Source organism: Ekhidna sp., from assembly GCF_965227465.1.
In the GTDB taxonomy this organism is placed as follows: Bacteria; Bacteroidota; Bacteroidia; order Cytophagales; family Cyclobacteriaceae; genus Ekhidna.
Genome location: NZ_OZ245746.1, coordinates 1,353,345 through 1,378,346, shown reverse-complemented (window position 1 = coordinate 1,378,346; position 25,002 = coordinate 1,353,345). Strand labels below are relative to the sequence as shown.

Genomic DNA, 25,002 nt, shown 5'->3' with positions numbered 1-25,002 from the left:
GGATATGTTCGATATGATGAAAATGATGGGCAAGGTGAAGGAGATGCAATCCAAAATGAAGGAGGCCCAGGATCAGCTTAAAGATATTATTGTCGAAGGTGAATCAGGGGGTGGACTAGTCAAAGCTACTGCAAACGGAAATAAGGAATTGGTAGGCTTAGAGATTGATGATTCGTTGGTAAACGGAACGGATAAGCAAATGATGAGAGACCTCATTATTGCTGCTGTAAATAAAGCCGTTACGGAAGCAGATCAGAAGTCTAAAGAGCATATAAAGAAATCCACTGAAGGCTTGATGCCGAATATCCCGGGAATGGATTTATCCGGCATGATGTAAATGGCGAAAACTGCGGTTGTTATACTGAATTATAATGGGAAAGGCTATCTCGAAAAGTTTCTCCCAAGTGTGATAAATCATTCTGCCGTAGCAGAAATTATAATCGCCGACAATGCTTCAACAGACGACTCATTATCTTTTCTTTCCACACAGTATCCCGATATACGTCAGATAGTATTAAAGAAAAATCTGGGATATGCGGGTGGGTACAATGTGGCCTTAAAGCAAATCGATTCTGACTTCTTTGTTCTTTTAAATTCTGACGTAGAGGTTACATCCGGTTGGCTTGATCCAATGGAATCATTCTTAAATGCCAATTCATCATATGCTGCTTGTCAGCCAAAAATTAAGGACTTTACTCATCAATCACTTTTTGAATATGCAGGTGCCTGTGGTGGCTACATCGATTCCCTGGGCTACCCGTACTGCAGAGGCCGGATTTTCGATGAATTGGAAATTGATTCCGGACAATACAATAACCCTGAAGATATTTTTTGGGCATCTGGTGCCTGTTTGATGATACGAAAAACTGCTTTTGAAAAGGTTGGAGGGTTTGATGCTGATTTCTTCGCTCACATGGAAGAAATCGATCTTTGCTGGAGACTTCACAGCATTGGCTTAAAAGTAAAATCAATACCCTCTTCTGTTGTTTATCATGTGGGCGGAGGTACGCTGAATAAATCAAGTACATTCAAGACTTATCTAAACTTTAGAAACGGGTTATTTCTTTTAATCAAAAATCTCCCTTTAGGTAAATTGATCTACAAACTTCCTATTAGGGTAGCTCTGGACTGGGTAGCCGTGCTGAAGTTTATCTTGGAAGGAAAAGTCAAACATGGATTGGCTGTCCTAAAAGCTCATTTATCGGCTTTTTTACGTATGCCCAGAATGTATGGTAAACGAAGAAAACTTTACAATCCTCCAGATTCCAGGAGTATTATTTTGTCTTTCTTTTTGCGTAATAAGAGAAAGTTTTCAGATCTCTAGTAATACCAGAGCGTATTATTTCTTCTTCTCAGATGTTTCCGAAAATTCATGATGAATGCCAGTCCTAGGTAGATAATGACGGGCGATCCAAAGGTCAGGAAAGATGTGTAAATGAAGAACAATCGAATACTTGAGGTAGGTATTCGAAACTTCTCTCCTAGTCGAGTGCAAACGCCAAACGCATATTTTTCTAAATAGTCTTGCATTTTCTTCTGTTAATACGGCAAAGATAAACAATACATCTTTTAGATAGTTTATGCTTTAGTGCTTGAAAATGATATTTTCGATTAATTTTGCGTCCACTATAACTAAGAATTATACTATTTATTGTTTGTACAATTAAAAAAACTGAAATCAAATGAAAAAATTTAACCTAGCCATGGCATTAGCTGCGGGAGTAGTCTTGCTTTCCGGTTGTAAGCTTGACAAGATGATAAAATTGGCTCAGGAGAATGACCTTCAGGTGGACCCTAACCCATTAGAAGTTCATGGTGGGGATATTCCTTTCGACATGAGTGCCGTTCTTCCTCCTAAAATGCTTCCAGCAAGCGCAAGCTTCACATTGAACACAATTTATGTGTACGGTGATCAAGAAGTGAGTGTTGGATCAATTGAGTTTAAAGCTTCTGACTTTCCAAACAGCTCAAGCACAACCTCAAGAAAATCTGCAAATTTCTCTTTCCCTTACCAAGATGGAATGAATCCTGGTACGCTTTACGTCCAAGGAGTAGCAACAGATACTCGAAATGGTAAATCTAAATCTACGGACAGAATGGCTGTAGCTCAAGGGCTTATTATGACTTCAGGTTGGGTTAAAGATGTAGCTATGGTTTCTTACACAGATCATGGATACAACGACAAAGAAGAGTTGATCCCAACAAATGTTAACTTTTACTTCGATCAAGGAAGAGCTAGCTTGAGAACTTCTCTCTCTTACGATGGTGTTACTAACAGATCAAAAAGAGATGAGCTAAGTGCTTTCATTGCTGAAAAGAACGTAACAAGAACTGTTACAATCACAGGTACTCACTCTCCTGAAGGTACAGAAACTATTAACAGTGATCTATCTGAAAATCGGGCAAAAGAAATCGAGAAATTCTACCGAGACAGAATGGATCGATACGATTATAAAGGTGCTGCTGACTCAATTGACTTTATCCTTAAGCCTGTAATTCAGGATTGGAGAGCATTCAAAGCTGCTCTTGCAACTTATGATGGTATAAGTACTTCTGAAAAAGCAGAATACAACAACATTATTAATGGTTCTGGATCTTTCGTTGAGAAAGAAAAAGAAATGCAGAAGCTTTCTACTTACAAGAAAGTATTCAACGATGTATACCCTGGTTTAAGATCAGCGCAAACTCAGGTACTTACAGTTAAGCCTAAAAAGTCAAATGCGCAAATCGCAGTTTTGGCTAAAGCAATTGTTGATGGATCTGCTAGTGCTGATACACTTACTATTGAAGAGTTGATGTTCAGTGCAACACTTACTCCTTCTTTAGAAGAAAAAGCAGCTATCTACAAAGCAGCTGCTGATAAGTCTGGAATGTGGCAAGCACACAATAATCTCGCGGCTACTCACATAGAGATGGCTAAAAGAGGAGATGCTTCTAAATTGGATGGCGCTGCAACTCAATTAGAGATTGCGATGAACAAAATGAGTTCTGCTGCTGAAGTACAAGCGAATATGGGTGCTGTACAGATCCTTCAAGGTGATTATGCAGCTGCGTATGAAACTCTTGGAAATGTTAGCTCATCTTCTAATGACATCAATGGTAAGGTTAATTCCATGAAAGGTGCAGTGGAAGTTAGAATGGCTGAGTATGATAAAGCCAAAGCTTCTTTCGCTTCTGCGAAAAACTCTGAAAATGTAATGATCGACAGAGGTCTTGCTTACCTATTAACCGGTGATTACAGCATGGCTGACGCTGAATTTAAACAAGTTATGAGAGCTGATGCATACTACCTATTAGCTGTTTCTGCTGCTAGACAAAATAATGCATCAGAAGTTGGATCTAACCTTAAGAAAGCGGTAGATGCTGAACCTTCTTACAAGGATATGGCATTGAATGATCTTGAGTTTACCAATTATGCTGACGCTGTAAACGAAGCAGTCAAGTAATAATTTTTAGAAAGAATTTAAAAAGCTCTGCTAAACCAGCAGAGCTTTTTTTATGTCAAAACCTGAATAAAGCAATGAAAAGCTCTCAGGAAAATCAAATAATCACCTATTCATCATTAATTTAGCCAACCTTAATATCAAACTTGGACAATGAGAGAAATTCAATTTAGAGAAGCCCTTGGTGAAGCAATGAGTGAAGAAATGAGAAGAGATGAAAACATCTTTCTCATGGGCGAAGAGGTAGCCGAATATAATGGTGCCTACAAGGTTAGCCAGGGTATGCTTGATGAGTTTGGAGCAAAACGTGTCATTGACACACCAATTACAGAGCTTGGATTTGCAGGTGTTGGTGTAGGAGCGGCAATGAATGGTTTAAGACCAATTATTGAATTTATGACATTCAATTTCTCATTAGTAGCAATAGATCAGGTTATCAATAGTGCAGCTAAGATGCTCTCCATGTCAGCTGGTCAGTATCAAGTTCCAATAGTTTTTCGTGGACCAACTGGTAATGCCGGACAGCTAAGTCAGCAACACTCCCAAAACTTTGAGAATTGGTATGCAAATACAGCCGGACTAAAGGTAGTCGTTCCTTCAAATCCTTACGATGCAAAAGGTTTGCTCAAAACCTCAATTCGAGATGACAATCCAGTTATCTTCATGGAGTCAGAATTGATGTATGGCGACAAAGGAGAAGTTCCTGAAGAGGAATACTTGCTAGAAATTGGGCAAGCAAATGTCGTAAGGGAAGGTGCTGATGTAACAATTGTGTCTTTCGGTAAAATGATGAAAGTGGCGAACAGTGCCGCTGAGGAATTAGCAAAAGAAGGCACTGAAGCTGAAGTCATTGACTTAAGATCGGTAAGACCCATTGATTATCATACGATTGTAGAATCTGTTAAGAAAACCAATCGCTTAGTGATTGTTGAAGAAGCCTGGCCTTTGGCTTCCATTTCTTCTGAGATCAGTCATCATGTACAGCGAAATGCTTTTGATTGGTTGGACGCACCTATTCACAGAATCACGAACAAGGATGTTTCACTCCCCTATGCCCCAACTCTTATAGAAGAGGTACTTCCTAATGTAGAACGTACCATTGAAGCAATCAAAGCCGTTACTTACCAGGGATAGGAGCAAATAAATAGATAGATTAGCTGTATAAATTGCACTAATCTATCCTATGAAATACCGCAATGCACTTTTATTGGTTGCTGTGATATCAGCATCTAGCTGTAGAGTTAAACTTCAACAGCATCATTTCCCAAATCCCGTTAATACCACTAACAAGGAGATCTCCTTCCAGGAAAAAAAAATCTATCCAGTAGGAGATTTTATTAACATTGATAATGAGTTTGACGGAGCACGCCTCACGAACCTTATTGTTCATAATGAATCATTTGTCTCAGCTTTTACGGCTCCAGAAAATGAACCAATCAATTCAAGTCCTTGGTACGCATTTAGAATAACTACTTCAGAAAATGCTATTAATGACAGTATTACCATTAAGATCAACTATCCGCAGAAATACAAACATCGATACTGGCCCAAAATCAGTTATGATCGTAAGAATTGGACTCAAATCGATTCTACTTCGTTAAAAATATCAGGAGATACATCAGCGGTTGAACTCAAAATCAAACTCGTCACAGATACTATTTTTATCGCTGCACAACCAATCATTTCATCAAGATCCGTTGCTGATTGGAGTCAAAAACTGGCTAAGAACAAGCATGTAGCAGCCTCATCCATTGGAACCAGTCTCAAAGGAAGAGAAATTCCTCATCTCAAAATTGGAAGTGGCAAAAAAACCATCGCTATCGTAAGTAGACAACACCCGCCTGAAGTAACAGGTTTTGTAGCTCTACAGTACTTTTTAGATGAAATACTTGATAATGCGATAGCCGATGAATTCCTCAAAGAATATTGCTTGCTGGTTTACCCGCTTATGAACCCCGATGGAGTAGACCTTGGACATTGGAGGCATAATGCTGCGGGAGTTGACCTAAACAGAGATTGGGCCTATTACAGACAACCAGAAGTAAAAGCGGTTGTCACACATTTGGTGAATTCGGTTAATGCAGAAAACCTGGAATTACAATTAGGACTTGATTTTCATAGCACCTGGTATGATATTTATTATACTACAGACAGGTCGCTTAAAACCAAAAACATGTCATTTACAGATCAATGGTTTGAATACATTGAAGGGAATATAGATGGATATAAGGTACGTGATGCTCCGTCAGGCTTGAGATCCCCTGTGTCAAAAGGTTGGTTCGTTGCTCAGTTTAACGTTCCTGGAATTACCTATGAAATTGGGGATGATACCTCACATGAATTTATCAAAATCAAGTCATCAGTGGCCGCTGAAGGATTAATGAAAATCTTATTAGCTAAGTAATCAACCACGCTAAAAACATAATTGAAAGACCTGCAATTAGCAGGTCTTTCAATTTCAAACATGTCCTTTATTAATTGTTAAGACTGGAATTGAAGATTTTTTGGTAAGCTTGGCAGCAAAGGAATGATTAATAAAACGTTGCAGTCCACCCTTAGCTTCAGAAAGCACGATGATCAATCCCGCATCTGTACCTTCTGCGTATTCCAGTAAGGCATGTTTCGGATTCTTATCCTCAATTACATCAACCATGTAATTGGTTAGTCCAGCTATTTTAGCAATTTTATTCAGCAGACTCATCATTTTCTCATCGTCTTTAGTTCTCGTTACATCAATGATATGTAAAGTAGAACCAAGTGCTTCACAAATGTCTTTGACCTTCGCAAATGCTTTTTTCGTATACTTTTCATCTTCTATATCCAGTCCCAATACAATGTCTTCAATTGGATGAAACTGCTGATCTTGGATGGAAATAACCGGAATAGTCAAATGCTCAATTAATTGTTCGGTATGATTTCCACTAAAAAACTCTTGAATGCTTTCCTGACCAGTAGTACCAATTACAACCATATCAGTTGGATGTTTATCAATGTATCCCATGATACCTTTTAAAAACCCTCCTCCAAATTGTTGGCTGGTAACCAATACTTTGTCAGTCGAGAAGTCTCGCTCCATTTGTTTCATCTTCTGTTTATTCGCTCTAAATAATTGAGCATTATAGAGCATATCTTCAGAGACACTACTACCGTTGGCTTCACCCGATAAGTGTAGCGACATATCTCCCATCGGCACCTCCTCACAATGTAAAACTGTAACTCGAGCTTTTAAAGGTTCTGCAAGTGAAATTGCAAACGCTAAAGCATGTTGTGAAAGAGTTGAAAAATCGGTTGGTACTAGAATATTTTTCATAACAAGAAGTATTTGGTTGCGATACCAAACTATCTAGTTATTGAAAAAGTAAACAGGACTTTTATCAGGTGCTTTATTGCTTTTGATCAGTAGTCTTACATTACTTCATTCCACCCAGCATGTTTGCAAGCGCCCGCTTACCCCCTGATTTATTCATCATTTTCATCATCTTACGCATTTGCTCAAACTGCTTCAATAGCTGGTTTACTTCCTGTATTGAAGTTCCGCTACCATTGGCTATCCGTTGTTTACGCGTACCATTGAGAATTTCAGGCTGAGTTCGCTCATTAGGAGTCATGGACTTTATAATTGCCTCAATAGGCTTAAGGGAGTCATCGTCAATATCAATATCTTTGATGGCTTTTCCCATTCCAGGGATCATGCCTAAAAGGTCTTTCATGCTTCCCATTTTCTTCATTTGCTCCATCTGAGCCAGGAAGTCATCAAAACCAAATTGATTTTTTCGAATCTTTTTGTTTATCCTTCGGGCCTCTTCTTCATCGTAGTTTTGTTGTGCTCGCTCAACCAAACTGACCACATCCCCCATGCCAAGAATCCGACTTGCCATCCTGTCTGGATGAAACAAATCAATGGCATCCATTTTCTCACCTGTGGAAATGTACTTGATTGGCTTTTCGACCTCTTTCCGGATAGAGAGTGCAGCTCCACCTCGTGTATCACCATCAAGCTTAGTTAATACAACCCCATCGAAATTGAGCCTTTCATTGAAGGTAGCTGCTGTATTAACGGCATCCTGTCCGGTCATCGCATCAACCACAAATAAAGTTTCAGCAGGATTTACAGCTTTTTTAAGCTCAGATATCTCATTCATCATCTGCTCGTCCACTGCAAGGCGTCCGGCCGTATCAATGATTAATGTCCTTTTGCCATTATCTTTCGCGTACTTGATCGCATTTTTGGCAATTTTAACAGCATCTTTATTCTCACGCTCTGCATATACCTCTACTCCTACCTGCTCTCCCAGCACTTTCAGCTGATCTATAGCGGCAGGTCGATAAATATCACAAGCAGCAAGAAGAACAGTTCTACCCTGTTTCTTCAACAGGTTGGCAAGCTTTCCGGTAAAGGTGGTCTTACCTGAACCTTGCAAGCCAGAGATTAGAATGATATTTGGATTTCCATCGAGACTAATTGGGACGTTCGTTTCGCCCATTAGATTCGTTAATTCCTCGGAGACAATCTTAGTTAATAATTGACCAGGTGAAACCGATATCAGTACATCTCTCCCAAGCGCTTCTTCGCGAATCTTATCCGTTACATCCTTCGCCACCTTATAATTTACATCCGCATCAACTAAAGCTCTTCTAATTTCTTTAATAGTAGATGCAATATTGATCTCGGTGATCTGACCTTGCCCTTTTAGCGTTTTAAACGCCCTGTCTAATTTTACACTTAAACTATCAAACATAATTGCTCTTAAAAATCGAAATACAAAGGTATAAAATAGTGGTTATTGAAAGATGGTTTACGAGAAATGAAACCTTTTTAATCAAATATAGTATAACTAGTACCTTGCATTACAAAATACAACCAAAATGAAAAAGACGCTAACACTGATCGTAGCTATTATGTGCCTGGTTACAGTAGGACAAGCACAGAAAGTAAAGGAAAAGGATATCATAGGAACCTGGAAGCTTGTGATTGACATTGAAGAAGAAATGGAAGAGGAAGCTGAAGAAGCTGATACCATGCTGGAAGAAGTATTTATTAAAGCAGTATCAGGATTCGTAGAAGGGATTATGGAAGACATTGAAATTTATTTTGAATTCCAGGCAGACAATGACGTAAAAATCACGGTGCTTGCTTATGATGAAAAAGAAACTGAAAAAGGAACATGGTACATCAACAAACGAGGATATCTTGTTATCGATGATATTGACGATGACGGTGATGATTTTAACATAAGTACTGATAATGATGAATGGAAACTGATCGATGGAATACTCGTAAGTGATGAACATGAAGACGATAGGACGGTGTACATGACGCGAGTTGACTAAAAAAACTAATCACTACTACACTAAAAAGGTGACTATTTAACGGTCACCTTTTTTATGAGCTCATCTATACTGAAATAACCGACTCCATTTAATGCAATAAAAGCAGCTCCTGCAAGCATCGAAATGGCTGGATATATATTGGGGTAAGGGTCATTTAAATGAACCAAGAGAATAGCAAAAATGAAGTTAACGATCATGATAAGTCCTGCTATTCGAGCCTGCCATCCTATTATAAAAAGTAGGCCACAGATAAATTGAGCATAAACTGAAATGACAGCAGAAACTAAAGGAAATGGCATTCCAAACAAATCCAGAAAGTCCCGAAACTCTATCATTCTATCCCAGGAGAATATATTATCCTGAGTCCCGTAGATCAGGTGAAACCCGACAGTCAGACGTATCGGCAGATCAGCGTACTTCTTTAACTTCATTTCCATCAAATAAAGTATCTATAATTACACTGGCTGCCAATCGACTACCTTTAGGTGAGGGATGAAACCCATCACTTCCATATAAAGAGAAATCATTGTTTTCATCAAAGTATGCTTTCCAAGCCTGGCCCACAGGACACAGGATGGCATTATTTTCTACTGCAGCATCGGTATGATTTCGGATTACACCATCGAACGTATAATAGTACGTCCGTGAAGGCCATACCATAAAATAGACAAACTTACTTCCATGCTTTTTGCAAAGCAATCCAAGCTTAGCTCCATCCTCCAAAAGCATCTTTCTTCCCTCTTCCTGTGAGGATGGTCCTTGCTGTACAACGACAAAATCAAATTTTTCGCTTTTTATTAGTTTCTGTACTTCTCCATCATTCCAATGATCAATGATTGCATAGTTTGGAAAAGCCAGCATGGTTGCATGAACTCTAATACCTCTGCTCTTTGCCTCCTTCTCAACCAGGTCAGGCAAATCATTAGTGTATGTCAGGCTGTTACCTACAAACAAGATTCTTGTTGTTTGACTAATAACCTGAGATGACAGCAAGATGACGATTATGAATAGTAATCTTCGCATGACTACTAAACAATCAATTCCAGCAGTGTCCTTATTTATCAAGTATAGATTTTAAATCTGCAGGAGAATAGTTGATTGATTTGAGTGTCTTATTATCCCCTACGCGGTAAACAAGCCATTTACCATCACGCTCCTCGTAATAAGCTTCCGTTTCCTTTTCCGCCTTATAATGAGCTACAGTCTGCTTAGCTTCTTCTTCTGTTTCACAAGCTTTGCTCATGTTGGAGCGCTGAACTTCCTCAAACAACTCTTTGAATTTATCTCCCATGCCAAATTCAAGAATTGCACCTGATAAGACATATTGAATATCACAGAGAGCATCCGCAATCTCTACAAGGTCATTATCTTTTATCGCTTCCTGAAGTTCCTTCAGCTCTTCAGCAATAAGAGATACTCTCAGTTTACTCCTATCTGCTGATGGAATTTGAGGAGTTTCAAGAATTGGATGTCTGAAGGTTTTATGAAATTCTGCTACCTGATTAAGCGGGTCAATTTTATCCATTGATATTACGTTCTTTTTTAATTGCTTTAGTTAGAAAATAAACAAATCCCCCTACCACAATTGATAGGATAATGATCATACTGATTATGGCTCCTGTGCTCATTGTCTTACGAATTTTTTATATAAATATCCATTTAATATTAGCCCTGTAATTATGACGATGGCCCATTGAGTGATTGTTGAGGCATTACTATAAACACCAAACAAATCCCATTGCCCGTTTTCGTTGAGCCACTGTGCACTATAATCTTGGGACAACCACCAGTAGATCAAGAAGAAGCCAACGGCAATATTGGTGAATATGGCAAAGCGAAAAAAGCTGGAAGAAAGTATCATATCGGATCCCACATCAATGGTTGATTCTTTAAAATCAATTGGGTTATTCATCGCTACTGCAATCAAAATGAATAATCCGGTTACGATAAGACCAACTCCCCAAACCCAATCCTGATTTGAAAAGAAATCAAGCGACCATGCTGATGGAAACCCAAACCCTACGAAACACACAATCACTATTAACAATGTTTTTCTTTTGGAGATATTGAGGTCAGCCACGTTTTGCAAAAACAACTCGATCATTGGCAACAACGAGCTAAAGGCAGCTACGAATAGTGCCAAAAAGAACAGGACTGATAGAAAATCTCCACCGGGTACGTTTGCAAATAGCATTGGAATAATGGTAAATGTCAAGGCTTGATTACCAGTCTGTAAATAGGAAATTGCCTCAGCATCTGAAGCTGCCAGAGCAAATACAGCAGGTAGAATCGCCATACCTGAAAGAAGAGAAGCTGTATTGTTACCAAATGCCCCTATAAATGTATTCAGCGTCACGTCCTCATTATCTCGAGAAAAGGCTGACAAAGTCATCATCAACCCCCACCCTGCTCCTGTACTCCATGCGGATTGAGAAAGCGCCTCAATCCAAATGGTTGGATTACTAAAAAGAGACCAGTCGATTGCAAACATGTATTCAAGACCCCTAATACCTCCTTCCATGTTAAGAGAGACAATTACTATGACAAGCAGTAAAACAAATAGACTAGGGATTAATAGCTTGTTGGCTTTTTCTAAACCATTCTTAACGCCCCGTATGAGAATAAACACTGCCAAAAGTATGACACAGATGTAGGTGATTACTGTAATATAATCGCCATTAGATATTCCTCCCCAGAAATTTGAGAGGTAGTCTGGATTTGACTGCAGGGTCTCCAGAAGCGTGTCTTTTTTGAAAATATTATTGACGGAAAAAGTTAGATAGCGAAAAGACCATGCCGTCACAATTGCGTAGTAAAAGGCAATGCCCAATGTACACATGGTAATGAAGAAGCCCATCCAGGTATACTTCTTTCCGGCAAATTTGGCAAAACTGCCGATTACGCCACTCTTATATTTTTTACCAATCGCAAATTCTGAAAGTAATAAGGGAATAGACCAAATGAACAGAAACAGTATCCATAATAGGATAAAGGAACCACCGTATTGCCCTGCTAGTCGTGGAAATCTCCAGAGGTTACCTGCTCCAATAGCCATCCCCAAAGCAGCCAACACGATACCCCAGCGATTACTAAATTGTTCTTTGCTCATATACTTCCGATTGTGAATCCGCCAAATATATGGAAAGTTTAGTTGGCTCAAAGAGCCATTTTTGATTAAGGGTTTTACTTTAAAGTGATGCTAAAAAATAAAGCTCACTCATCTTTCAAAGTGGTAGCAGGATTTATTAGCGCAGTGCTAATTGTTCTATGACTGACCGTAATTGCTGCAATGAATAATGTTACCACGAAAGCTATTAGAAAGAATCCGAGCCCCAGATCAATTCTAAATTCGTAATCATTTAACCATTGATTGAGGATATAATAAGCGACAGGTGCTGCGATTAGAAATGCTACTATCACAAGGGCCAATACTTCTTTCGTAAATCTTCCAATGATGCTTAATATAGAAGCACCGAGTGCCTTCCTTATCCCCACTTCTTTAGTCCGATTGGCCGCAATAAAAGCAATCAAGCCATATAGACCCAAGCACCCAATGATTATGGATACCGCAGAAAAGGTGGTCATCAAAGTTGCTACGCTTTGCTCTTGCTCGTAATTTTCGGCAAGCTCTTCATCGTAAAATTGCCAATTTTGAACAAATTGAGGATATACCTTTTCCCATGTGTTTTCAAAATGAGTAATGGCCTGATTTACATTAACCCCTTCTTTCGTTTTAAAGGCAACTTCATAAAAGACTTCCGGGTCACGCAGAAGCATTACATACTGAAACCCTTCACTTAAATCCTGCGAATGAAAATCCTTCATTACACCGATTACTTTAAGTGTATTTCTTCGCCATCCAGAAGTCAGTCTTTCACCAATAGCACCTGCATAGTCATCCTTAAAACCCATTAGATCAGCAATGCGCTGATTAATGATAACATAATTCGTGCTATCTGCTTTACTCAGGTTACGACCCGCAAGCAATTCAAGTCCATAAAGATTTACGTACTCTTCGTCTGCGGGCTTATAACTTGCATTGAAATCCTCTTCAATCTCAAGCGGTGGATAATTAAAATTCGAGTGCGAGTTTGAATTGCCAGTAGGCGAGCTTAGTGAGAAAGTGATATTCTCAATTGCAGGATTTTCCAGCATCAACGTTTTAAATCTGGCATTCTTCACCTCATCCCTCTCAGGGAGGTAGCTTTTAATAATTGCTTCCTTTTCGAATCCCAGATCCTTTTCAATGAAATATTTCATCTGAGCTGAGATAATGACCGTACCTATTATTAAAAATTGTGAGATTGTAAACTGAGCCACAACCAATGCCTTTCTTAGATTCAAACCACCGGAATGATTTTTAGCAGTGATCTTACTCTTTAAGGCTTTCACCGTATTCATACTACTAAGCAGAATCGAAGGATAAAATCCTGATAGGAAACTTACAAGTACCAACAACAGAAATAGAAACCCCATCGTCTCGAAACCTGTGAATAGATCTAATGTCAGACGGGTACCAATTACATCTTCTAACTGCACGAACAAAAATTCTGCTATAGCTAATGAACAAAAAAGTGCCACCGATGTAATAAGGGTAATCTCCGTAAAAAACTGGAAGATTAGCTGCCCGGAGTACCCTCCGATAGCTTTTCTAATCCCAATCTCCTTAGATCTGTTGGCAGCCTGTGCAGTCGCTAAATTGATAAAATTGATACATGCGGTTAAAACCAGAAAAATAGCAATAATCGCCAAAGCTTTGATTAGTGCCGGAGAAGTAGAGTATACGTAGTTTCCGTACTCATCATCGAAATGAATTTCCCCCAAGGGTTGTGTTACAAATCTACGACGTTCAGACGCGCCCTCCTCATAATGTTTCTCAACAAAGTCAATTAATTTATTATCGAAAGCAAGCTGATTAAATCCTTTATCTGCTAAAAAATAAGTGTTAGTATTTGAGCTTGTTGAATTCCATCTTTTGCCCTCTCCAAAATATGGATTACTTGCACTTTGGCCATTGTATTCCAAGAGAATGGTAAATGGGAAATTAGTTGCTTCAAGGGGATCAGTAATCACTCCAACCACTTTAAAATCAAGAAGGTTGCCAACATTAAACATCTTACCCATCGCTTCAGCCTCTTGACCTTTATCCAGACCAAATAGTATTCGACACTGAGAAGCAGCAAGCACGGCTGTATTGGGTTCCGTCAATGCTGTTTCTTCGTCACCGGCTAAAAACTCAATGGTAAAAATTTTAAAGAAATCATTTTCCGTATAAACAACTCCCTCTTCCACTAGGAATTTGTTTATCTGTTGGCCATCCTTAACATTTATTTGGTCTCCATATTCATAATGCGTTCGAGCTACTATTTCAACGTCAGGAAAATCTTCTTTTAATGAAGGGCCAACAGGATGTGGAGTTCCCATTCCCTTACTTACCTCTCCTGCACGGATACCCTGTCCAACTATCCGATAAATATCACTGTAGTTTTCCTGATGCTTGTCGAAGCTATTTTCAAATACGATTACCTTGTAAATAACTAACGCACATCCAATTCCAAGGGCGAGACCGAGTACGTTTAAAAAGCTATATGCCTTATTCCTCGAAAGGTTTCGGAGTGCAGTTTTCAGATAATTCTTAAGCATGGTAGTCGGTTTTCTTGTATTATATGATCAAAATCATGCCATATTACGTAACTAGCTGATTTACAAAAAAATACACCTGACCCCATTTTATAAGTGAAGCCAGGTGTACACATAATTCGTTCATTTTCGAACAACTATTCTTCTTCTTTAGATACTTTGATAACCGTTTTATAAATGAAGTAGATAATCAAGCCAAAGATTATTAATCCAGGCCAACTAGATGCATCTTCAAATATCCGCATCGCATTTGGATCTCCACCAGATTTCATCACTCCGACAGTGAGACCTGCTATTAAAATTCCCATCAAAGCCTCTCCGGTAATAAGGCCTGAAGCTAGCAATAGTCCTGCATTATTACCTCTATCAATATTCTTATTCGATTTTGTTGCCTTGGTCAGCATGTACGCTAGGACACCTCCCACAAAAATTGAAGAATCAAGTTCAAAAGGAAGGTAAAGGCCAACTGCGACAGCAAGGACTGGCATTCTAAAATTAGATCCTTTAGATTTTAAATATTGATCAAAAGCGATAATTGCAGCGGCTATACCAGCACCTATATAAATAATATTCCAAGGTAATCCTCCACCAAAAATTCCCTGAGCTACACTCATCATTAGCGTAGCTTGAGGGGCAGCTAATGCCTCTGGCTGCTCAGGTGTTGGTGCACCAATACCATTTCCAATCAAAAGAATGTTCAAAACTAAGGGAATCGCCAGTGCCCCAGCTACCACACCAACAACCTGCATAATCTGCTGCTTATAAGGTGTAGCCCCGAGAATATGACCTGCTTTAAGGTCTTGCATGTTATCACCTGCAATCGCAGCAGCACAACAAACAACCGCCCCAATTAAAATAGCACCAGCTGCTCCTGCTAAATCATTACCTGTCCCCATAAGGGTGAGCAGTAGTATTGACGCAAATAGGATAGTTGCTATTGTTACTCCGGAGATTGGATTATTCGAACTTCCAACCAATCCGGCCATATAGCCAGCAACTGCAGCGAATAAAAATCCAGCAATAACCATAATTAGCGTCATTGTTGAAGTCACCGTGACATCTCCAATTGCAGATTGATAAATAAGGAAAATAGGTACTACCATCACACCTATTGCAATAATCACCCAAGACATTGGGGTGTCCATTTCTGTCCTGATTTGATCCTTCATTGAGGTGCCACCTTTTTTAAAGGCGGAGATTCCTGCTTTAAATGCAGTTCCCAATGATCCCGCAAGGCTCAAAAGCGCCCAAAGACCACCAACAACCATTGCACCCACTCCTAAGTACCTCATTTTAGCACTCCAAAGCGCACCTCCTAAATTATCAGCATTTACGTCACTCACATTCACAAAGCTTCCTAAAGCAACCAGTTCAGCAGCGACCGAATCAAATCCATTTGAACCAATGTAAATAGGCATTGCAATCCACCATGTAATGACCCCTCCAAAAAATACTAGAAAAGAAATGTTGAGACCCACGATGTAGCCAACTGCCACCAATGCAGGTGATAGATTTAAACTGAAGTATCCATAAAATTTTTGCCCGATTAGCGTGGCTCTTTCAAAAAGTCCGCTCCATAGATTCAGGGCTGAATCTGCCAACTTGAAAAGGCCACCAATAATTGATCCCCAAACCAAGTATTTAACGGCTTTACCACCCTCTTCACCTGTTTTCAAAACCTCAGCAGTTGCCACCCCTTCCGGGAACTTTAGGTTTTCTTCTACAATTAAAGCTTTTCGCAGTGGGATGGTAAATAATATACCTAAAATCCCACCACACATGGCAATTGCCATGGTTTCGAAATAGTTGAATTCCTCCCAATAACCCATTATCACTAAAGCAGGAATCGTAAAGATCACGCCTGCGGCAAGGGATTCTCCAGCTGATGCTGCTGTTTGAACCAGGTTGTTTTCCAGAATATTTGAATTCTTAAAAACTTTCAATAAGGCCATGGAAATTACAGCCGCTGGAATAGATGCTGATACAGTGAGGCCTGCAAATAATCCAAAATATGCATTGGCAGCTGATAATACTACCGAAAGAAGTGCTCCAAGGACTACAGCCTTTACGGTAATTTCGGGTAAACTGGTGTTTGAATCGATATATGGTTTCTCCATTTTGTAGGTTTTTTAGGTTAGGTTGTCAATTCGATTGCCGACAAAAATGTCTATTTGTAATGGATAAAACAAGAAAGAACTACATCTCCACTACATGCGGTTTTTAACCATCGGTCGATATTTAATAAAAATCGATTTTATCGTACTTGATAAACAAAAAAAGGACTGATAATTTCAGTCCTTTTTATAATCAATTATTTCATTTTATCTACTCATATTCCTGATCACCACTAGACGTAGTGCCAATTACCTTGAGCCCACCTCTTTCAATAACTAATCTTTTTTCACCTGAACGATTGCCTACTTCGAGATCTCCTGAAGTCGCGGTGAGATCAAAACTTAATTCATCCAGATCATTGGTAAAATCTATTTCTATATTACCTGAGGTAGCATCAAAATAACAGTTGTCATTAATTTCAATGGCATATCCATCAATTTCTCCGGAGGTGGTTCGTGCTTTGATCGCTCCAACTCCTTTTCTTATTTCAACATCACCAGATGTAGTCTGAACTTCAATTTTACCATTAAATCCAGAAATAGTAATGTCGCCAGAGCTAGCTCTTGTTTCGATATTTCCAGTCGAATTAAATATTTCCTGATCGCCACTGGTTGATTCTATATCCGAATCTCCTGTTAATCCATCTATGTCAATGTCTCCACTTGAGGTTTCAACATCCAAATTAGCTACTATACTTCTAAGGGTAATATCACCACTTGATGCTTCGATTTTAGATTCAGATGCTCTTAGATTAGCCACATTTACATCGCCTGAAGAATTGTCGATATTTAATCGGACACCATCAACTATGGTAAGGTCAATTCGGGATTCATTGAGCCGGTAATTTTTCCAGTTGCGATTAGTCTTTCTATCTACCCGGATCACCAAGGTTTTGCCTATTATATCAGTATCAAAAGAATAATCTCCTTCATCTCCGTTTCCGGTAATTATACCTTTAAAGTAGACACGATCGCCGGAGTTGACATAAACATCAACAAACGATCCCTCAATTCGAACTTCATCTACATTTTCAGCTTCCAACTCAGCTTTTGCCAAGGTGTTTTGTGAAAATGCAGCAAATGATAATGGGAGAATAAATGCAATAATTAACTTCTTCATATTTAATTAATGTAGGTCTAACTTAAAGATGAAGAAAATATGTAAAGGTTGCTTAGCCTACCTTGAATTTTTTGATAGCTGCAAGCAATCTTAATCCTTCTTTTAAGTAAGGATCTTTTTTCAGTCTTTCATCAATCTCTTTGGCGTCTGTTACTTCACTATCTTCAACCGTGGTAGACAAGTCATCCTCATCAGTGTTGGTATTCGCTTTTCGGGTTTCCAGATTCAAAGAAACAGATTTTCGGTTCCTACTTTCACGCGCCTTTTCAATATCTCTGACTAATTTTTGTAAATCTGGATCATTATTTAGATCATCTCTATAAAGCGCGTTTAAGTAATCCAGTAATTCTTCAGAAATGGTATTCGTTGGCTTGAAGTTGGCACTCGCAATCTCATCCCATGGTAGCGCATTCTCCCTACTTGCTTCTCCAAAATCTTCAGAAGAATAAATAGATGGAAATTGAACATCTGGTGCAATGCCCACTCGCTGGTTGCTACTGCCTGTAACTCTATAGAACTTAGCAAGCGTCATTTTAATCTGTCCAAGATTTAAATCCGGATTTCTAATGTACCTGCTCAGATCAATTACATTTTGGACCGTTCCTTTACCAAAAGTGCTTTCTCCTATTATCACCCCTCTCTTATAATCCTGAATAGCTCCTGAGAAAATTTCTGAAGCTGACGCACTCCCTCTGTTTACCAAAACTGCCAAAGGTCCATCGTAAAACACCTCACCTCCATCTTCATCATCCATTTTGTCTACCGATTGATCATAATTTCTTACTTGAACAACAGGACCGTCCGGGATAAATAATCCACTCATCTCAATGGCCTCTTGAAGCGACCCTCCACCGTTGAATCTCAAATCAATCATTAATCCATCCATCCCTTGCTCCTCCAATTCTGTGATTAATTTTTTTACATCCCTGGTGGTACTTCGGTAATCTTTCTTTCCAGCTCTCAGTTCTTCAAAGTTCAAGTAAAAGCTTGGAACCGTAATTACGCCTAAGTTATAGGTGGTGTTACCCTCTGAGATTGGGATCATCTCTGCTTTGGCTGCCTGCTGTTCCAAGTTGATTTTATCCCGAACTAACCGAAGCGTATCCGGCAATGCATTTATTCCCTCGCTTGCTTTGATAATTTGTAATCTTACAACAGAACCCTTCGGTCCACGAATTTTCGAAACTACGTCATCTAATCTCCAGCCTATAACATCCAAAAATTCTCCGTCATCTCCCTGCGCTACCCCAATGATCTTATCATCTTTTTGAAGCTGCTTGCTCTTGTAGGCAGGACCTCCTGGAATAATTTCAGCAACTTGAGTATAGTCTAAGTTTTGCATTAGTCTCGCGCCAATTCCTTCAAGCGAAAGGCTCATGTCAATTTGGAAATTTTCCGCATCCGGTGGAGAGAAATAATCCGTATGCGGGTCATAAGAATTGGTATATGCATTCATGTAGCTTTGAAACACATCCTCGCTATTGTATTGATATATTGCTTTTTGAATACGTTGATATCTTTTCTTTAGACTCTCAGCTATATCATCCCATTCCCGGCCTGCAAGCTTGTAGCTTAGCGCCTGGTTTTTTATAATCTTTCTCCATATCTCATTCTTTTCTTCTTGTGTTTCTGGCCACCTGGCATCATCACGATCAAATACATAATTCTCATCCTTCGAGAAGTCAAACTCAGTTTCCAGCAATTCAAAAACGTGATCTATCTGAGTAAGTGCTCGCTTGCGATAGATGTCAAAAACGTCATAAGCAAATTGTAATTCGCCCTCTGGTATCTGGTCATCTAACTCGTAGCGGTATTTCTCAAACTGGGCTACATCAGCGGCGAAGAAGTAGGCCTTATTGGGATCTAATGATTCAAAATAGGTATTAAAAATGACTGATGATATGGAATCCGATAGTGGAAGCTTACGATAATGAATTCGCTTGAGCAAGTTCGTAATTACGTATGCTTCACTCGGATGCTCTTCTTTTGGAGCAAGTGTCTTTAATGAATCACCTTCGATAAAGGATTGGATATCCTGACCATATTCGGTGGATACACCAAAAGAAGTGAGTAAAACAAACCCGGCAATCAACAGCAACTTATTCATGAGTGTATTTTTTAGACGTATTCTTTCAACGCAATATTGAAAAGATTGATTTTAAAAATAGTAGATTTTTTTTGAGTGGTTCAAATAGTACGCCAAAACCTTTATTTTTAATAAACTTTAACAAGCCATTCTGCTCGCTAAGGAAATGTCCGGTATTAATCGTCGGTTGTAGCCTAAAGCCATGCAAATCAGAATTAAGTTTTTTTCTATGAAACCATCTAATATGTCTAAAAAAGAAAAAGTAACAGTAGCGGTTGTGTTGTCTCTATCTATTTTAATCTCACTTACTTTTCTTGTCTATGCATTTATAAAAGCTGATGAAGCTAAAAAGCTGAGAGTCCTGCTGGACATTGCCCACCAGGAATCAGAAATATTGAGAGATCAGGCCACTGAACTCCAGCAAAGAGCCATGGAAGAAGCGGCTGAGGCACTACAACAACGGTATTTGGCTGAAAAAGTACTTCAAGATTGTCAAACTAAAACATCTGGAAAATGAAAAAGAATGTAATTACCGGAATACTTGTCCTCATTACTATCATATCAATAATTTATGCCGGTATAAAGGCCAGTGAATCAGAGGCAAGTTATGTCCTTGCCAAAGACTTGGAAAATCAAGTTGACGAGTTAGAACAACAATCAGAACTGTTACAGCAAAGAGCGGAAGATGCAGCTGCAGAAGCTGTCAGACAATCTGCCTTAGCAGCTAAAGCCATCGCTGATTGTGAATCATCAAAATAGAAATCATGAAAAAAAACATTATCATCATAGTCTTAGCACTTATTGCCTTATTCTTTTTCTTGTTTGCCTTTATCAAGGCAGATGAAGCTGAAAAAAGTAGAATCATGGCGCAGCATGCTAAGCAAGAAGCTATTCAGCAAAAAGCAATAGCTGAACAAAGCATGGAGGAAGCAATCATGGCAAAAGCAGAAGCCGAGCGGGCAATGGAGAAATACCTAGAGTGTAAGGAAGGAAAATAGTCGTTCATACTTTCGAGTGATTTTCAATTTTCATTTCTCATCTGCTTTTTTTCTCATTTTATTTGACATCAAACATCACGACTATGAAAAAACGAGTAACAGGAATCGGTGGTATCTTCTTTAAGACAGAAGATCCCGAAAAAATGAAAAGCTGGTACAACAAGCACCTGGGAATTGAATCAGATCAATACGGTGGCTTATTCAAATGGCGAGATCACGAGGATAAAGAAAAAGAATGTACAACAGCTTGGAGTCCGTTTAGTAAAGACACCAAGTATTTTGGCCCGAGTGATAAAGAGTACATGTTTAATTATCGTGTAGAGAACCTGGTAGAGTTATTGGCTGCACTAAAAGACGAAGGAGTTGAGGTGGTAGGAGAAATTGAGGAGTATGAGTATGGGAAATTTGGGTGGATTATGGATCTGGAGGGAAGAAAAATCGAACTTTGGGAACCGATTGATGCTCCGTTTCTCTGATCATGTTTTTAACATCCTTTCTTTAACTAATCGTTTATCTAAATATTGGATCACTAAAACTGCAACACATACCAAAACAGCTCCGGGTATAAGCTTATCTGACAAACTATTCGCACTACCTAAACTTTCCAGGACCGAAGGTAAGAAGTATGAAATCGTCGCATAACCGAAACCAAAAATCACAAGGGTACCCATCAACATCCATGAATAAAGTCTTCTCTGAACAGCGCGTTCTTTTTTTCGAATTGCCACTATCACTTGATCTTTAAAGTCCTTGCTTAATTCGAAGGATGGTTCAGACTTTAACACCTCATCAATTAATTTTTCAATACGTTCCTTCATAATAATGCAATCTCCTTTCTTGACGAATCTTCAACAATTTTTTTAAGTTTTATCCTGGCTCTGTGGATATAATTCTTAACCGTGCCCTCAGGCATGCCTGTTACTTCCATGATCTCAGGATAGCTAAACCCATCTAAATAAAACAAAGTCAAGACCGTTTTATAGTTAACAGGAAGCTGATCAATTAATTTCAAAATAAAACTTTTCATATCCTCCTCTTCCGTTATATCAGGTTCATTTCCCGTCTTAAAAGCAATTTCATCCAAATCAACCTGCACGAGCTTCTTCTTCTTGGCAAAGTTAACCGCCGTTCGATACGCAATAGTCGCTATCCATGTGGATAGCTTTGATTCAAAATGAAAACCGCTGAGTTTATCAATCACCTTTACAAATACATCCTGACACAATTCTTCCCGATCCATGTTATCAGAAACTACTCTGGTTACCATATGAATGACAAGTCGTTCATACTTACTAATAAGCAAACGAATAGCCGAGTCACTGCCACTCAACACCTGTCTCACCAATTGTTTTTCATCCATGGATACTTATTAGTCAGCAGACAATGAGAATAGGTTGCAGGAAAAAAATATTAATTTCAACTGCAACATTTCCTTTTCGTCATCTTGTCATACCGAGAAATGTTAAACTTAAAAACTTAAAATAATTATGGAAAATTTAATACCAATCGTAGCAATAATCTCCGTATTTGGATCAGTGATACTCTTTGTTTCCATTCTCACAAATTACTCGCTTAAGAGAAAGCTTATCGACAAAGACATGGTCAATCCAGAAACAGCCAGCCTATTCAAAAAAGACAATAACCGTCAGGGTGCACTGAAATGGGGCATTTTAATACTTTTTGGAGGCCTAGGTCTCATCATAATTGATTCAATGGGTCTGGATGGTGATGATGCAATGCCTTATGGTGTGGAAGCTGTTTGCATAGCTATAGGCTTCCTGATTTACTATGCAATAATGAAAAAAGAAATGGACGGTAGATGATTTTGCCAAGGCGCAGCTCAAAGGTCAATAAACTCAAAACCAACGGGTTGCGTCCTTTTTTACCTACTCAACATATTGTTGAATCCTTCATTCCATTTTTTCTAGAAACGTTTTTAAACCTTTCCCTAATAGGTAGTGTCTAATAGGTCCTATGAAGTGGAAAATCCTAATCAAACTTCTGTATCTGATCACCTTATTCGCAGTAGCTGCTTACGAATGGGACAAAGAATCACAACTTATTGATTCTGATCCTAAAATTGATGAAACAAGTCTTCAACAAGCCTACAATGAAGCGTGATCAAACGTTTTCATTCCATTGAGTAGAAGTTATATTTGCAGAACAAAATCTGTTAAAAAACTTCAAACTCATACAAAATGAAATTCAGACCTGGTGTGCTTACCGGACAGGAGGTTACAGACCTTCTAAACTATGCCAATGAAAATAATTTTGCGCTTCCAGCAGTGAACGTAACAAGCTCAAGTACAGTTAACGCTGTGCTAGAAGCTGCAAGAGATGTGAACTCCTCTGTTATGATCCAATTCTCAAACGGGGGCGCTGCGTTTATGGCAGGAAAAGGCTTATCAAATGATGGCCAGGCTGCCGCTATTGCAGGAGGTGTTGCTGGTGCGCACCATGTTCATCAACTAGCTGAAGCATATGGCGTTACCGTAATTCTTCATACCGACCATGCTGCCCGAAAATTACTCCCATGGATTGATGGACTTCTGGATGCCGGAGAAAAGCATTTCGAGCAAACCGGGAAACCTCTCTATTCTTCTCATATGTTGGATTTATCTGAAGAACCTATCGAGGATAACATCGGAACATGCGTTGAGTATTTCAAACGGATGAATAAAATGGGTATGACTTTAGAGATTGAGCTTGGAGTGACAGGAGGAGAAGAAGACGGTGTTGATAACTCGGATATTGATAACTCAATGCTCTATACACAACCAGAAGAGGTTGCATACGCATATGAGAAATTAAAAGAAGTAAGTGATAATTTTACAATTGCAGCTGCTTTTGGAAATGTGCATGGAGTTTATAAACCTGGAAATGTTAAGCTTACTCCGATTATCCTCAAGAACTCTCAAGACCACATTCAGGAGAAACACAATACTGGAGAAAACCCTGTGAACTTCGTATTTCATGGTGGTTCCGGATCTTCAAGGGAAGAAATCAGAGAAGCTATTTCATATGGAGCGATCAAAATGAATATTGACACAGATCTACAGTGGGCATACTGGGATGGTGTGAAAGTATATTACCAGGCCAATGAAGGCTACCTTCAGGGGCAGATTGGAAATCCTGAGGGAGATGATAAACCCAATAAGAAGAAATACGATCCGCGTGTCTGGGTTAGAGAGGCAGAAAAATCGTTTGTAGACCGACTAAAAGTTGCATTCGAAGATTTAAACTGCATTGACAAAAATGCCTAAAACTAAAAAGCCGCTATTTAGCGGCTTTTTAATTGACCAAATTAATTAATTCGTTTTTGATAAACTTATTTAAAGAATGAAAAATATATCTGTCATTGGTAGTGGTACTATGGGTAATGGGATTGCTCATGTATTCGCTCAAAATGGATACAATGTATCACTAATTGATATTAATGAAGCAGCGCTCGAAAAGGCGATTGCCACAATTTCTAAAAACCTGGATCGCATGGTTCAGAAAGAGAAAATCACGGAGGGTGATAAAGAATCTGCTCTTAAGAATATCTCAACCTTCACTTCGACTGAAGAAGGTGTGAAAAATGCTGATCTGGTTGTGGAAGCTGCGACAGAGAATTTTGATATCAAGAAGAAAATATTCGAAACCATGGATGCTCATGCTCCTGATGGCGCCATTCTTTCAACAAACACCTCTTCCATTTCAATCACCCAAATAGCAGCTGCAACAAAAAGACCTGGCAAGGTTATTGGCATGCACTTTATGAACCCGGTTCCGGTCATGAAGCTCATTGAAGTTATTCGCGGGTATGCCACCTCAGATGAGACTACCAAAACAATCATGGAAATGAGCAAAAACCTGAAAAAGGTACCTGTCGAGGTAAATGATTATCCGGGTTTTGTAGCAAACCGCATATTGATGCCAATGATCAATGAGGCAATAATTACACTCCACGAAGGAGTGGCCGGTGTAGAGGAAATTGACACGGTAATGAAACTTGGAATGGCGCATCCGATGGGTCCATTACAACTGGCTGACTTTATTGGGCTGGACGTTTGTCTTTCTATTATGAATGTACTTTATGATGGTTTTGGTAATTCAAAATATGCACCATGCCCCCTCCTAGTCAATATGGTAACAGCTGGTTATCTCGGAGCAAAAACTGGTGAGGGCTTTTATAAATACACTCCGGGATCAAAAGAATTGGTGGTCAGTGGGATGTTTACCAAATAACTTGTTCAGAAAATGAAAAAAGACAGGTTTTAAGCCTGTC

28 protein-coding genes are annotated in these 25,002 nt (G+C 39.1%); 14 read left to right on the top strand and 14 right to left on the bottom strand.

What is annotated here, in order from left to right; genetic code table 11:
• The first annotated feature begins 4 nt into the window (after positions 1-4).
• Positions 5-337, top strand: coding sequence for a YbaB/EbfC family nucleoid-associated protein (locus tag ACO05G_RS06245; protein WP_348281429.1), 333 nt, complete (start codon positions 5-7; stop codon positions 335-337).
• Positions 338-1,324: a glycosyltransferase family 2 protein gene (locus ACO05G_RS06240; RefSeq protein WP_421765190.1), complete on the top strand. Its 987-nt coding sequence runs from the start codon at positions 338-340 to the stop codon at positions 1,322-1,324.
• Here the strand turns inward: ACO05G_RS06240 and ACO05G_RS06235 are convergent.
• Complete coding sequence (locus tag ACO05G_RS06235) at positions 1,321-1,530, bottom strand: PspC domain-containing protein (protein ID WP_348281431.1); 210 nt, start codon at positions 1,528-1,530, stop codon at positions 1,321-1,323. The genes ACO05G_RS06240 and ACO05G_RS06235 overlap by 4 nt on opposite strands.
• A gap of 152 nt (positions 1,531-1,682) precedes the next feature.
• Between ACO05G_RS06235 and ACO05G_RS06230 the strand changes: the two genes are divergently transcribed.
• The 3 genes from ACO05G_RS06230 to ACO05G_RS06220 all read left to right on the top strand — a co-directional run bounded on the left by ACO05G_RS06230 (position 1,683) and on the right by ACO05G_RS06220 (position 5,847).
• Positions 1,683-3,446 (top strand): tetratricopeptide repeat protein, encoded by a 1,764-nt coding sequence (locus ACO05G_RS06230; protein WP_421765189.1) that lies wholly within the window; start codon positions 1,683-1,685, stop codon positions 3,444-3,446.
• A gap of 150 nt (positions 3,447-3,596) precedes the next feature.
• Complete coding sequence (locus ACO05G_RS06225; protein ID WP_421765188.1) at positions 3,597-4,577, top strand: pyruvate dehydrogenase complex E1 component subunit beta; 981 nt, start codon at positions 3,597-3,599, stop codon at positions 4,575-4,577.
• 49 nt (positions 4,578-4,626) lie between these two features.
• On the top strand, positions 4,627-5,847 hold the full coding sequence (locus ACO05G_RS06220) for a M14 family metallopeptidase (protein ID WP_421765187.1): 1,221 nt from the start codon (positions 4,627-4,629) through the stop codon (positions 5,845-5,847).
• Positions 5,848-5,901: 54 nt separating this feature from the next.
• Here the strand turns inward: ACO05G_RS06220 and ACO05G_RS06215 are convergent, their stop codons facing one another.
• Positions 5,902-6,753 (bottom strand): universal stress protein, encoded by an 852-nt coding sequence (locus ACO05G_RS06215; RefSeq protein ID WP_421765186.1) that lies wholly within the window; start codon positions 6,751-6,753, stop codon positions 5,902-5,904.
• 100 nt (positions 6,754-6,853) lie between these two features.
• Positions 6,854-8,182, bottom strand: a complete 1,329-nt coding sequence (gene ffh, locus ACO05G_RS06210; protein ID WP_421765185.1) for a signal recognition particle protein — start codon at positions 8,180-8,182, stop codon at positions 6,854-6,856.
• A gap of 127 nt (positions 8,183-8,309) precedes the next feature.
• On the opposite strand from ffh, the gene ACO05G_RS06205 reads away from it, so the two are divergent.
• Positions 8,310-8,774 (top strand): hypothetical protein, encoded by a 465-nt coding sequence (locus tag ACO05G_RS06205; RefSeq protein WP_348281437.1) that lies wholly within the window; start codon positions 8,310-8,312, stop codon positions 8,772-8,774.
• Between the two features lie 32 nt (positions 8,775-8,806).
• Here the strand turns inward: ACO05G_RS06205 and ACO05G_RS06200 are convergent, their stop codons facing one another.
• The 9 genes from ACO05G_RS06200 to ACO05G_RS06160 form a co-directional block, all read right to left on the bottom strand.
• The gene (locus ACO05G_RS06200) at positions 8,807-9,205 is read right to left on the bottom strand and encodes a DoxX family protein (RefSeq protein ID WP_421765184.1); all 399 of its coding nucleotides are present in this window, start codon (positions 9,203-9,205) and stop codon (positions 8,807-8,809) included.
• Positions 9,183-9,797: an SGNH/GDSL hydrolase family protein gene (locus tag ACO05G_RS06195; protein WP_421765183.1), complete on the bottom strand. Its 615-nt coding sequence runs from the start codon at positions 9,795-9,797 to the stop codon at positions 9,183-9,185. The genes ACO05G_RS06200 and ACO05G_RS06195 overlap by 23 nt, the downstream gene beginning before the upstream one ends.
• 31 nt (positions 9,798-9,828) lie before the next feature.
• Positions 9,829-10,299, bottom strand: coding sequence for a hypothetical protein (locus ACO05G_RS06190; RefSeq protein ID WP_421765182.1), 471 nt, complete (start codon positions 10,297-10,299; stop codon positions 9,829-9,831).
• Entirely contained in the window at positions 10,292-10,378 is an 87-nt protein-coding gene (locus tag ACO05G_RS06185; protein WP_421765707.1) for a hypothetical protein, read from the bottom strand. Before ACO05G_RS06185 ends, ACO05G_RS06190 begins: the two co-directional genes overlap by 8 nt.
• Positions 10,379-10,398: 20 nt before the next feature.
• Positions 10,399-11,883 carry a sodium-dependent transporter gene (locus ACO05G_RS06180; protein ID WP_421765181.1) on the bottom strand — a complete coding sequence of 495 codons (1,485 nt, stop codon included), beginning with the start codon at positions 11,881-11,883 and terminating at the stop codon, positions 10,399-10,401.
• A 104-nt stretch (positions 11,884-11,987) separates the two neighbouring features.
• Entirely contained in the window at positions 11,988-14,417 is a 2,430-nt protein-coding gene (locus ACO05G_RS06175; RefSeq protein WP_421765180.1) for an ABC transporter permease, read from the bottom strand.
• 134 nt (positions 14,418-14,551) lie between these two features.
• On the bottom strand, positions 14,552-16,531 hold the full coding sequence (locus ACO05G_RS06170; protein WP_421765179.1) for an OPT family oligopeptide transporter: 1,980 nt from the start codon (positions 16,529-16,531) through the stop codon (positions 14,552-14,554).
• Between the two features lie 208 nt (positions 16,532-16,739).
• Positions 16,740-17,648 carry a DUF4097 family beta strand repeat-containing protein gene (locus ACO05G_RS06165; RefSeq protein WP_421765178.1) on the bottom strand — a complete coding sequence of 303 codons (909 nt, stop codon included), beginning with the start codon at positions 17,646-17,648 and terminating at the stop codon, positions 16,740-16,742.
• Between the two features lie 52 nt (positions 17,649-17,700).
• Positions 17,701-19,755 carry a carboxy terminal-processing peptidase gene (locus ACO05G_RS06160; RefSeq protein WP_421765177.1) on the bottom strand — a complete coding sequence of 685 codons (2,055 nt, stop codon included), beginning with the start codon at positions 19,753-19,755 and terminating at the stop codon, positions 17,701-17,703.
• 223 nt (positions 19,756-19,978) lie between these two features.
• On the opposite strand from ACO05G_RS06160, the gene ACO05G_RS06155 reads away from it, so the two are divergent.
• The 4 genes from ACO05G_RS06155 to ACO05G_RS06140 all read left to right on the top strand — a co-directional run bounded on the left by ACO05G_RS06155 (position 19,979) and on the right by ACO05G_RS06140 (position 21,208).
• Complete coding sequence (locus tag ACO05G_RS06155) at positions 19,979-20,251, top strand: hypothetical protein (protein WP_421765176.1); 273 nt, start codon at positions 19,979-19,981, stop codon at positions 20,249-20,251.
• On the top strand, positions 20,248-20,493 hold the full coding sequence (locus ACO05G_RS06150) for a hypothetical protein (protein WP_421765175.1): 246 nt from the start codon (positions 20,248-20,250) through the stop codon (positions 20,491-20,493). Before ACO05G_RS06155 ends, ACO05G_RS06150 begins: the two co-directional genes overlap by 4 nt.
• A gap of 5 nt (positions 20,494-20,498) precedes the next feature.
• Complete coding sequence (locus ACO05G_RS06145) at positions 20,499-20,732, top strand: hypothetical protein (protein WP_421765174.1); 234 nt, start codon at positions 20,499-20,501, stop codon at positions 20,730-20,732.
• Positions 20,733-20,815: 83 nt separating this feature from the next.
• Entirely contained in the window at positions 20,816-21,208 is a 393-nt protein-coding gene (locus tag ACO05G_RS06140; protein ID WP_421765173.1) for a VOC family protein, read from the top strand.
• Here the strand turns inward: ACO05G_RS06140 and ACO05G_RS06135 are convergent, their stop codons facing one another.
• The gene (locus ACO05G_RS06135) at positions 21,209-21,550 is read right to left on the bottom strand and encodes a hypothetical protein (RefSeq protein ID WP_421765172.1); all 342 of its coding nucleotides are present in this window, start codon (positions 21,548-21,550) and stop codon (positions 21,209-21,211) included.
• A complete protein-coding gene (locus tag ACO05G_RS06130; protein WP_421765171.1) occupies positions 21,547-22,092 on the bottom strand; it encodes an RNA polymerase sigma factor in 546 nt (181 codons plus the stop codon). Before ACO05G_RS06130 ends, ACO05G_RS06135 begins: the two co-directional genes overlap by 4 nt.
• A 127-nt stretch (positions 22,093-22,219) precedes the next feature.
• Here ACO05G_RS06130 and ACO05G_RS06125 point away from each other — a divergent pair, with 127 nt between their 5' ends.
• The 4 genes from ACO05G_RS06125 to ACO05G_RS06110 all read left to right on the top strand — a co-directional run bounded on the left by ACO05G_RS06125 (position 22,220) and on the right by ACO05G_RS06110 (position 24,962).
• Complete coding sequence (locus ACO05G_RS06125; RefSeq protein WP_421765170.1) at positions 22,220-22,555, top strand: DUF6249 domain-containing protein; 336 nt, start codon at positions 22,220-22,222, stop codon at positions 22,553-22,555.
• Positions 22,556-22,706: 151 nt separating this feature from the next.
• Positions 22,707-22,853: a hypothetical protein gene (locus ACO05G_RS06120; protein WP_348281454.1), complete on the top strand. Its 147-nt coding sequence runs from the start codon at positions 22,707-22,709 to the stop codon at positions 22,851-22,853.
• Between the two features lie 77 nt (positions 22,854-22,930).
• The gene (gene fbaA, locus ACO05G_RS06115; RefSeq protein ID WP_421765169.1) at positions 22,931-23,995 is read left to right on the top strand and encodes a class II fructose-bisphosphate aldolase; all 1,065 of its coding nucleotides are present in this window, start codon (positions 22,931-22,933) and stop codon (positions 23,993-23,995) included.
• A gap of 76 nt (positions 23,996-24,071) precedes the next feature.
• Positions 24,072-24,962 carry a 3-hydroxyacyl-CoA dehydrogenase family protein gene (locus ACO05G_RS06110; protein ID WP_421765168.1) on the top strand — a complete coding sequence of 297 codons (891 nt, stop codon included), beginning with the start codon at positions 24,072-24,074 and terminating at the stop codon, positions 24,960-24,962.
• The last annotated feature ends 40 nt before the right edge of the window (positions 24,963-25,002 follow it).

Excerpts from the sequence above, each read along its gene's own strand:
- ACO05G_RS06245 (WP_348281429.1), top strand. The coding sequence starts at position 5 with ATGTTCGATATGATGAAAATGATGGGCAAGGTGAAGGAGATGCAATCC.
- ACO05G_RS06240 (WP_421765190.1), top strand. The coding sequence starts at position 338 with ATGGCGAAAACTGCGGTTGTTATACTGAATTATAATGGGAAAGGCTAT.
- ACO05G_RS06235 (WP_348281431.1), bottom strand. The coding sequence starts at position 1,530 with ATGCAAGACTATTTAGAAAAATATGCGTTTGGCGTTTGCACTCGACTA.
- ACO05G_RS06230 (WP_421765189.1), top strand. The coding sequence starts at position 1,683 with ATGAAAAAATTTAACCTAGCCATGGCATTAGCTGCGGGAGTAGTCTTG.
- ACO05G_RS06225 (WP_421765188.1), top strand. The coding sequence starts at position 3,597 with ATGAGAGAAATTCAATTTAGAGAAGCCCTTGGTGAAGCAATGAGTGAA.
- ACO05G_RS06220 (WP_421765187.1), top strand. The coding sequence starts at position 4,627 with ATGAAATACCGCAATGCACTTTTATTGGTTGCTGTGATATCAGCATCT.
- ACO05G_RS06215 (WP_421765186.1), bottom strand. The coding sequence starts at position 6,753 with ATGAAAAATATTCTAGTACCAACCGATTTTTCAACTCTTTCACAACAT.
- ffh (WP_421765185.1), bottom strand. The coding sequence starts at position 8,182 with ATGTTTGATAGTTTAAGTGTAAAATTAGACAGGGCGTTTAAAACGCTA.
- ACO05G_RS06205 (WP_348281437.1), top strand. The coding sequence starts at position 8,310 with ATGAAAAAGACGCTAACACTGATCGTAGCTATTATGTGCCTGGTTACA.
- ACO05G_RS06200 (WP_421765184.1), bottom strand. The coding sequence starts at position 9,205 with ATGAAGTTAAAGAAGTACGCTGATCTGCCGATACGTCTGACTGTCGGG.
- ACO05G_RS06195 (WP_421765183.1), bottom strand. The coding sequence starts at position 9,797 with ATGCGAAGATTACTATTCATAATCGTCATCTTGCTGTCATCTCAGGTT.
- ACO05G_RS06190 (WP_421765182.1), bottom strand. The coding sequence starts at position 10,299 with ATGGATAAAATTGACCCGCTTAATCAGGTAGCAGAATTTCATAAAACC.
- ACO05G_RS06185 (WP_421765707.1), bottom strand. The coding sequence starts at position 10,378 with ATGATCATTATCCTATCAATTGTGGTAGGGGGATTTGTTTATTTTCTA.
- ACO05G_RS06180 (WP_421765181.1), bottom strand. The coding sequence starts at position 11,883 with ATGAGCAAAGAACAATTTAGTAATCGCTGGGGTATCGTGTTGGCTGCT.
- ACO05G_RS06175 (WP_421765180.1), bottom strand. The coding sequence starts at position 14,417 with ATGCTTAAGAATTATCTGAAAACTGCACTCCGAAACCTTTCGAGGAAT.
- ACO05G_RS06170 (WP_421765179.1), bottom strand. The coding sequence starts at position 16,531 with ATGGAGAAACCATATATCGATTCAAACACCAGTTTACCCGAAATTACC.
- ACO05G_RS06165 (WP_421765178.1), bottom strand. The coding sequence starts at position 17,648 with ATGAAGAAGTTAATTATTGCATTTATTCTCCCATTATCATTTGCTGCA.
- ACO05G_RS06160 (WP_421765177.1), bottom strand. The coding sequence starts at position 19,755 with ATGAATAAGTTGCTGTTGATTGCCGGGTTTGTTTTACTCACTTCTTTT.
- ACO05G_RS06155 (WP_421765176.1), top strand. The coding sequence starts at position 19,979 with ATGTCTAAAAAAGAAAAAGTAACAGTAGCGGTTGTGTTGTCTCTATCT.
- ACO05G_RS06150 (WP_421765175.1), top strand. The coding sequence starts at position 20,248 with ATGAAAAAGAATGTAATTACCGGAATACTTGTCCTCATTACTATCATA.
- ACO05G_RS06145 (WP_421765174.1), top strand. The coding sequence starts at position 20,499 with ATGAAAAAAAACATTATCATCATAGTCTTAGCACTTATTGCCTTATTC.
- ACO05G_RS06140 (WP_421765173.1), top strand. The coding sequence starts at position 20,816 with ATGAAAAAACGAGTAACAGGAATCGGTGGTATCTTCTTTAAGACAGAA.
- ACO05G_RS06135 (WP_421765172.1), bottom strand. The coding sequence starts at position 21,550 with ATGAAGGAACGTATTGAAAAATTAATTGATGAGGTGTTAAAGTCTGAA.
- ACO05G_RS06130 (WP_421765171.1), bottom strand. The coding sequence starts at position 22,092 with ATGGATGAAAAACAATTGGTGAGACAGGTGTTGAGTGGCAGTGACTCG.
- ACO05G_RS06125 (WP_421765170.1), top strand. The coding sequence starts at position 22,220 with ATGGAAAATTTAATACCAATCGTAGCAATAATCTCCGTATTTGGATCA.
- ACO05G_RS06120 (WP_348281454.1), top strand. The coding sequence starts at position 22,707 with ATGAAGTGGAAAATCCTAATCAAACTTCTGTATCTGATCACCTTATTC.
- fbaA (WP_421765169.1), top strand. The coding sequence starts at position 22,931 with ATGAAATTCAGACCTGGTGTGCTTACCGGACAGGAGGTTACAGACCTT.
- ACO05G_RS06110 (WP_421765168.1), top strand. The coding sequence starts at position 24,072 with ATGAAAAATATATCTGTCATTGGTAGTGGTACTATGGGTAATGGGATT.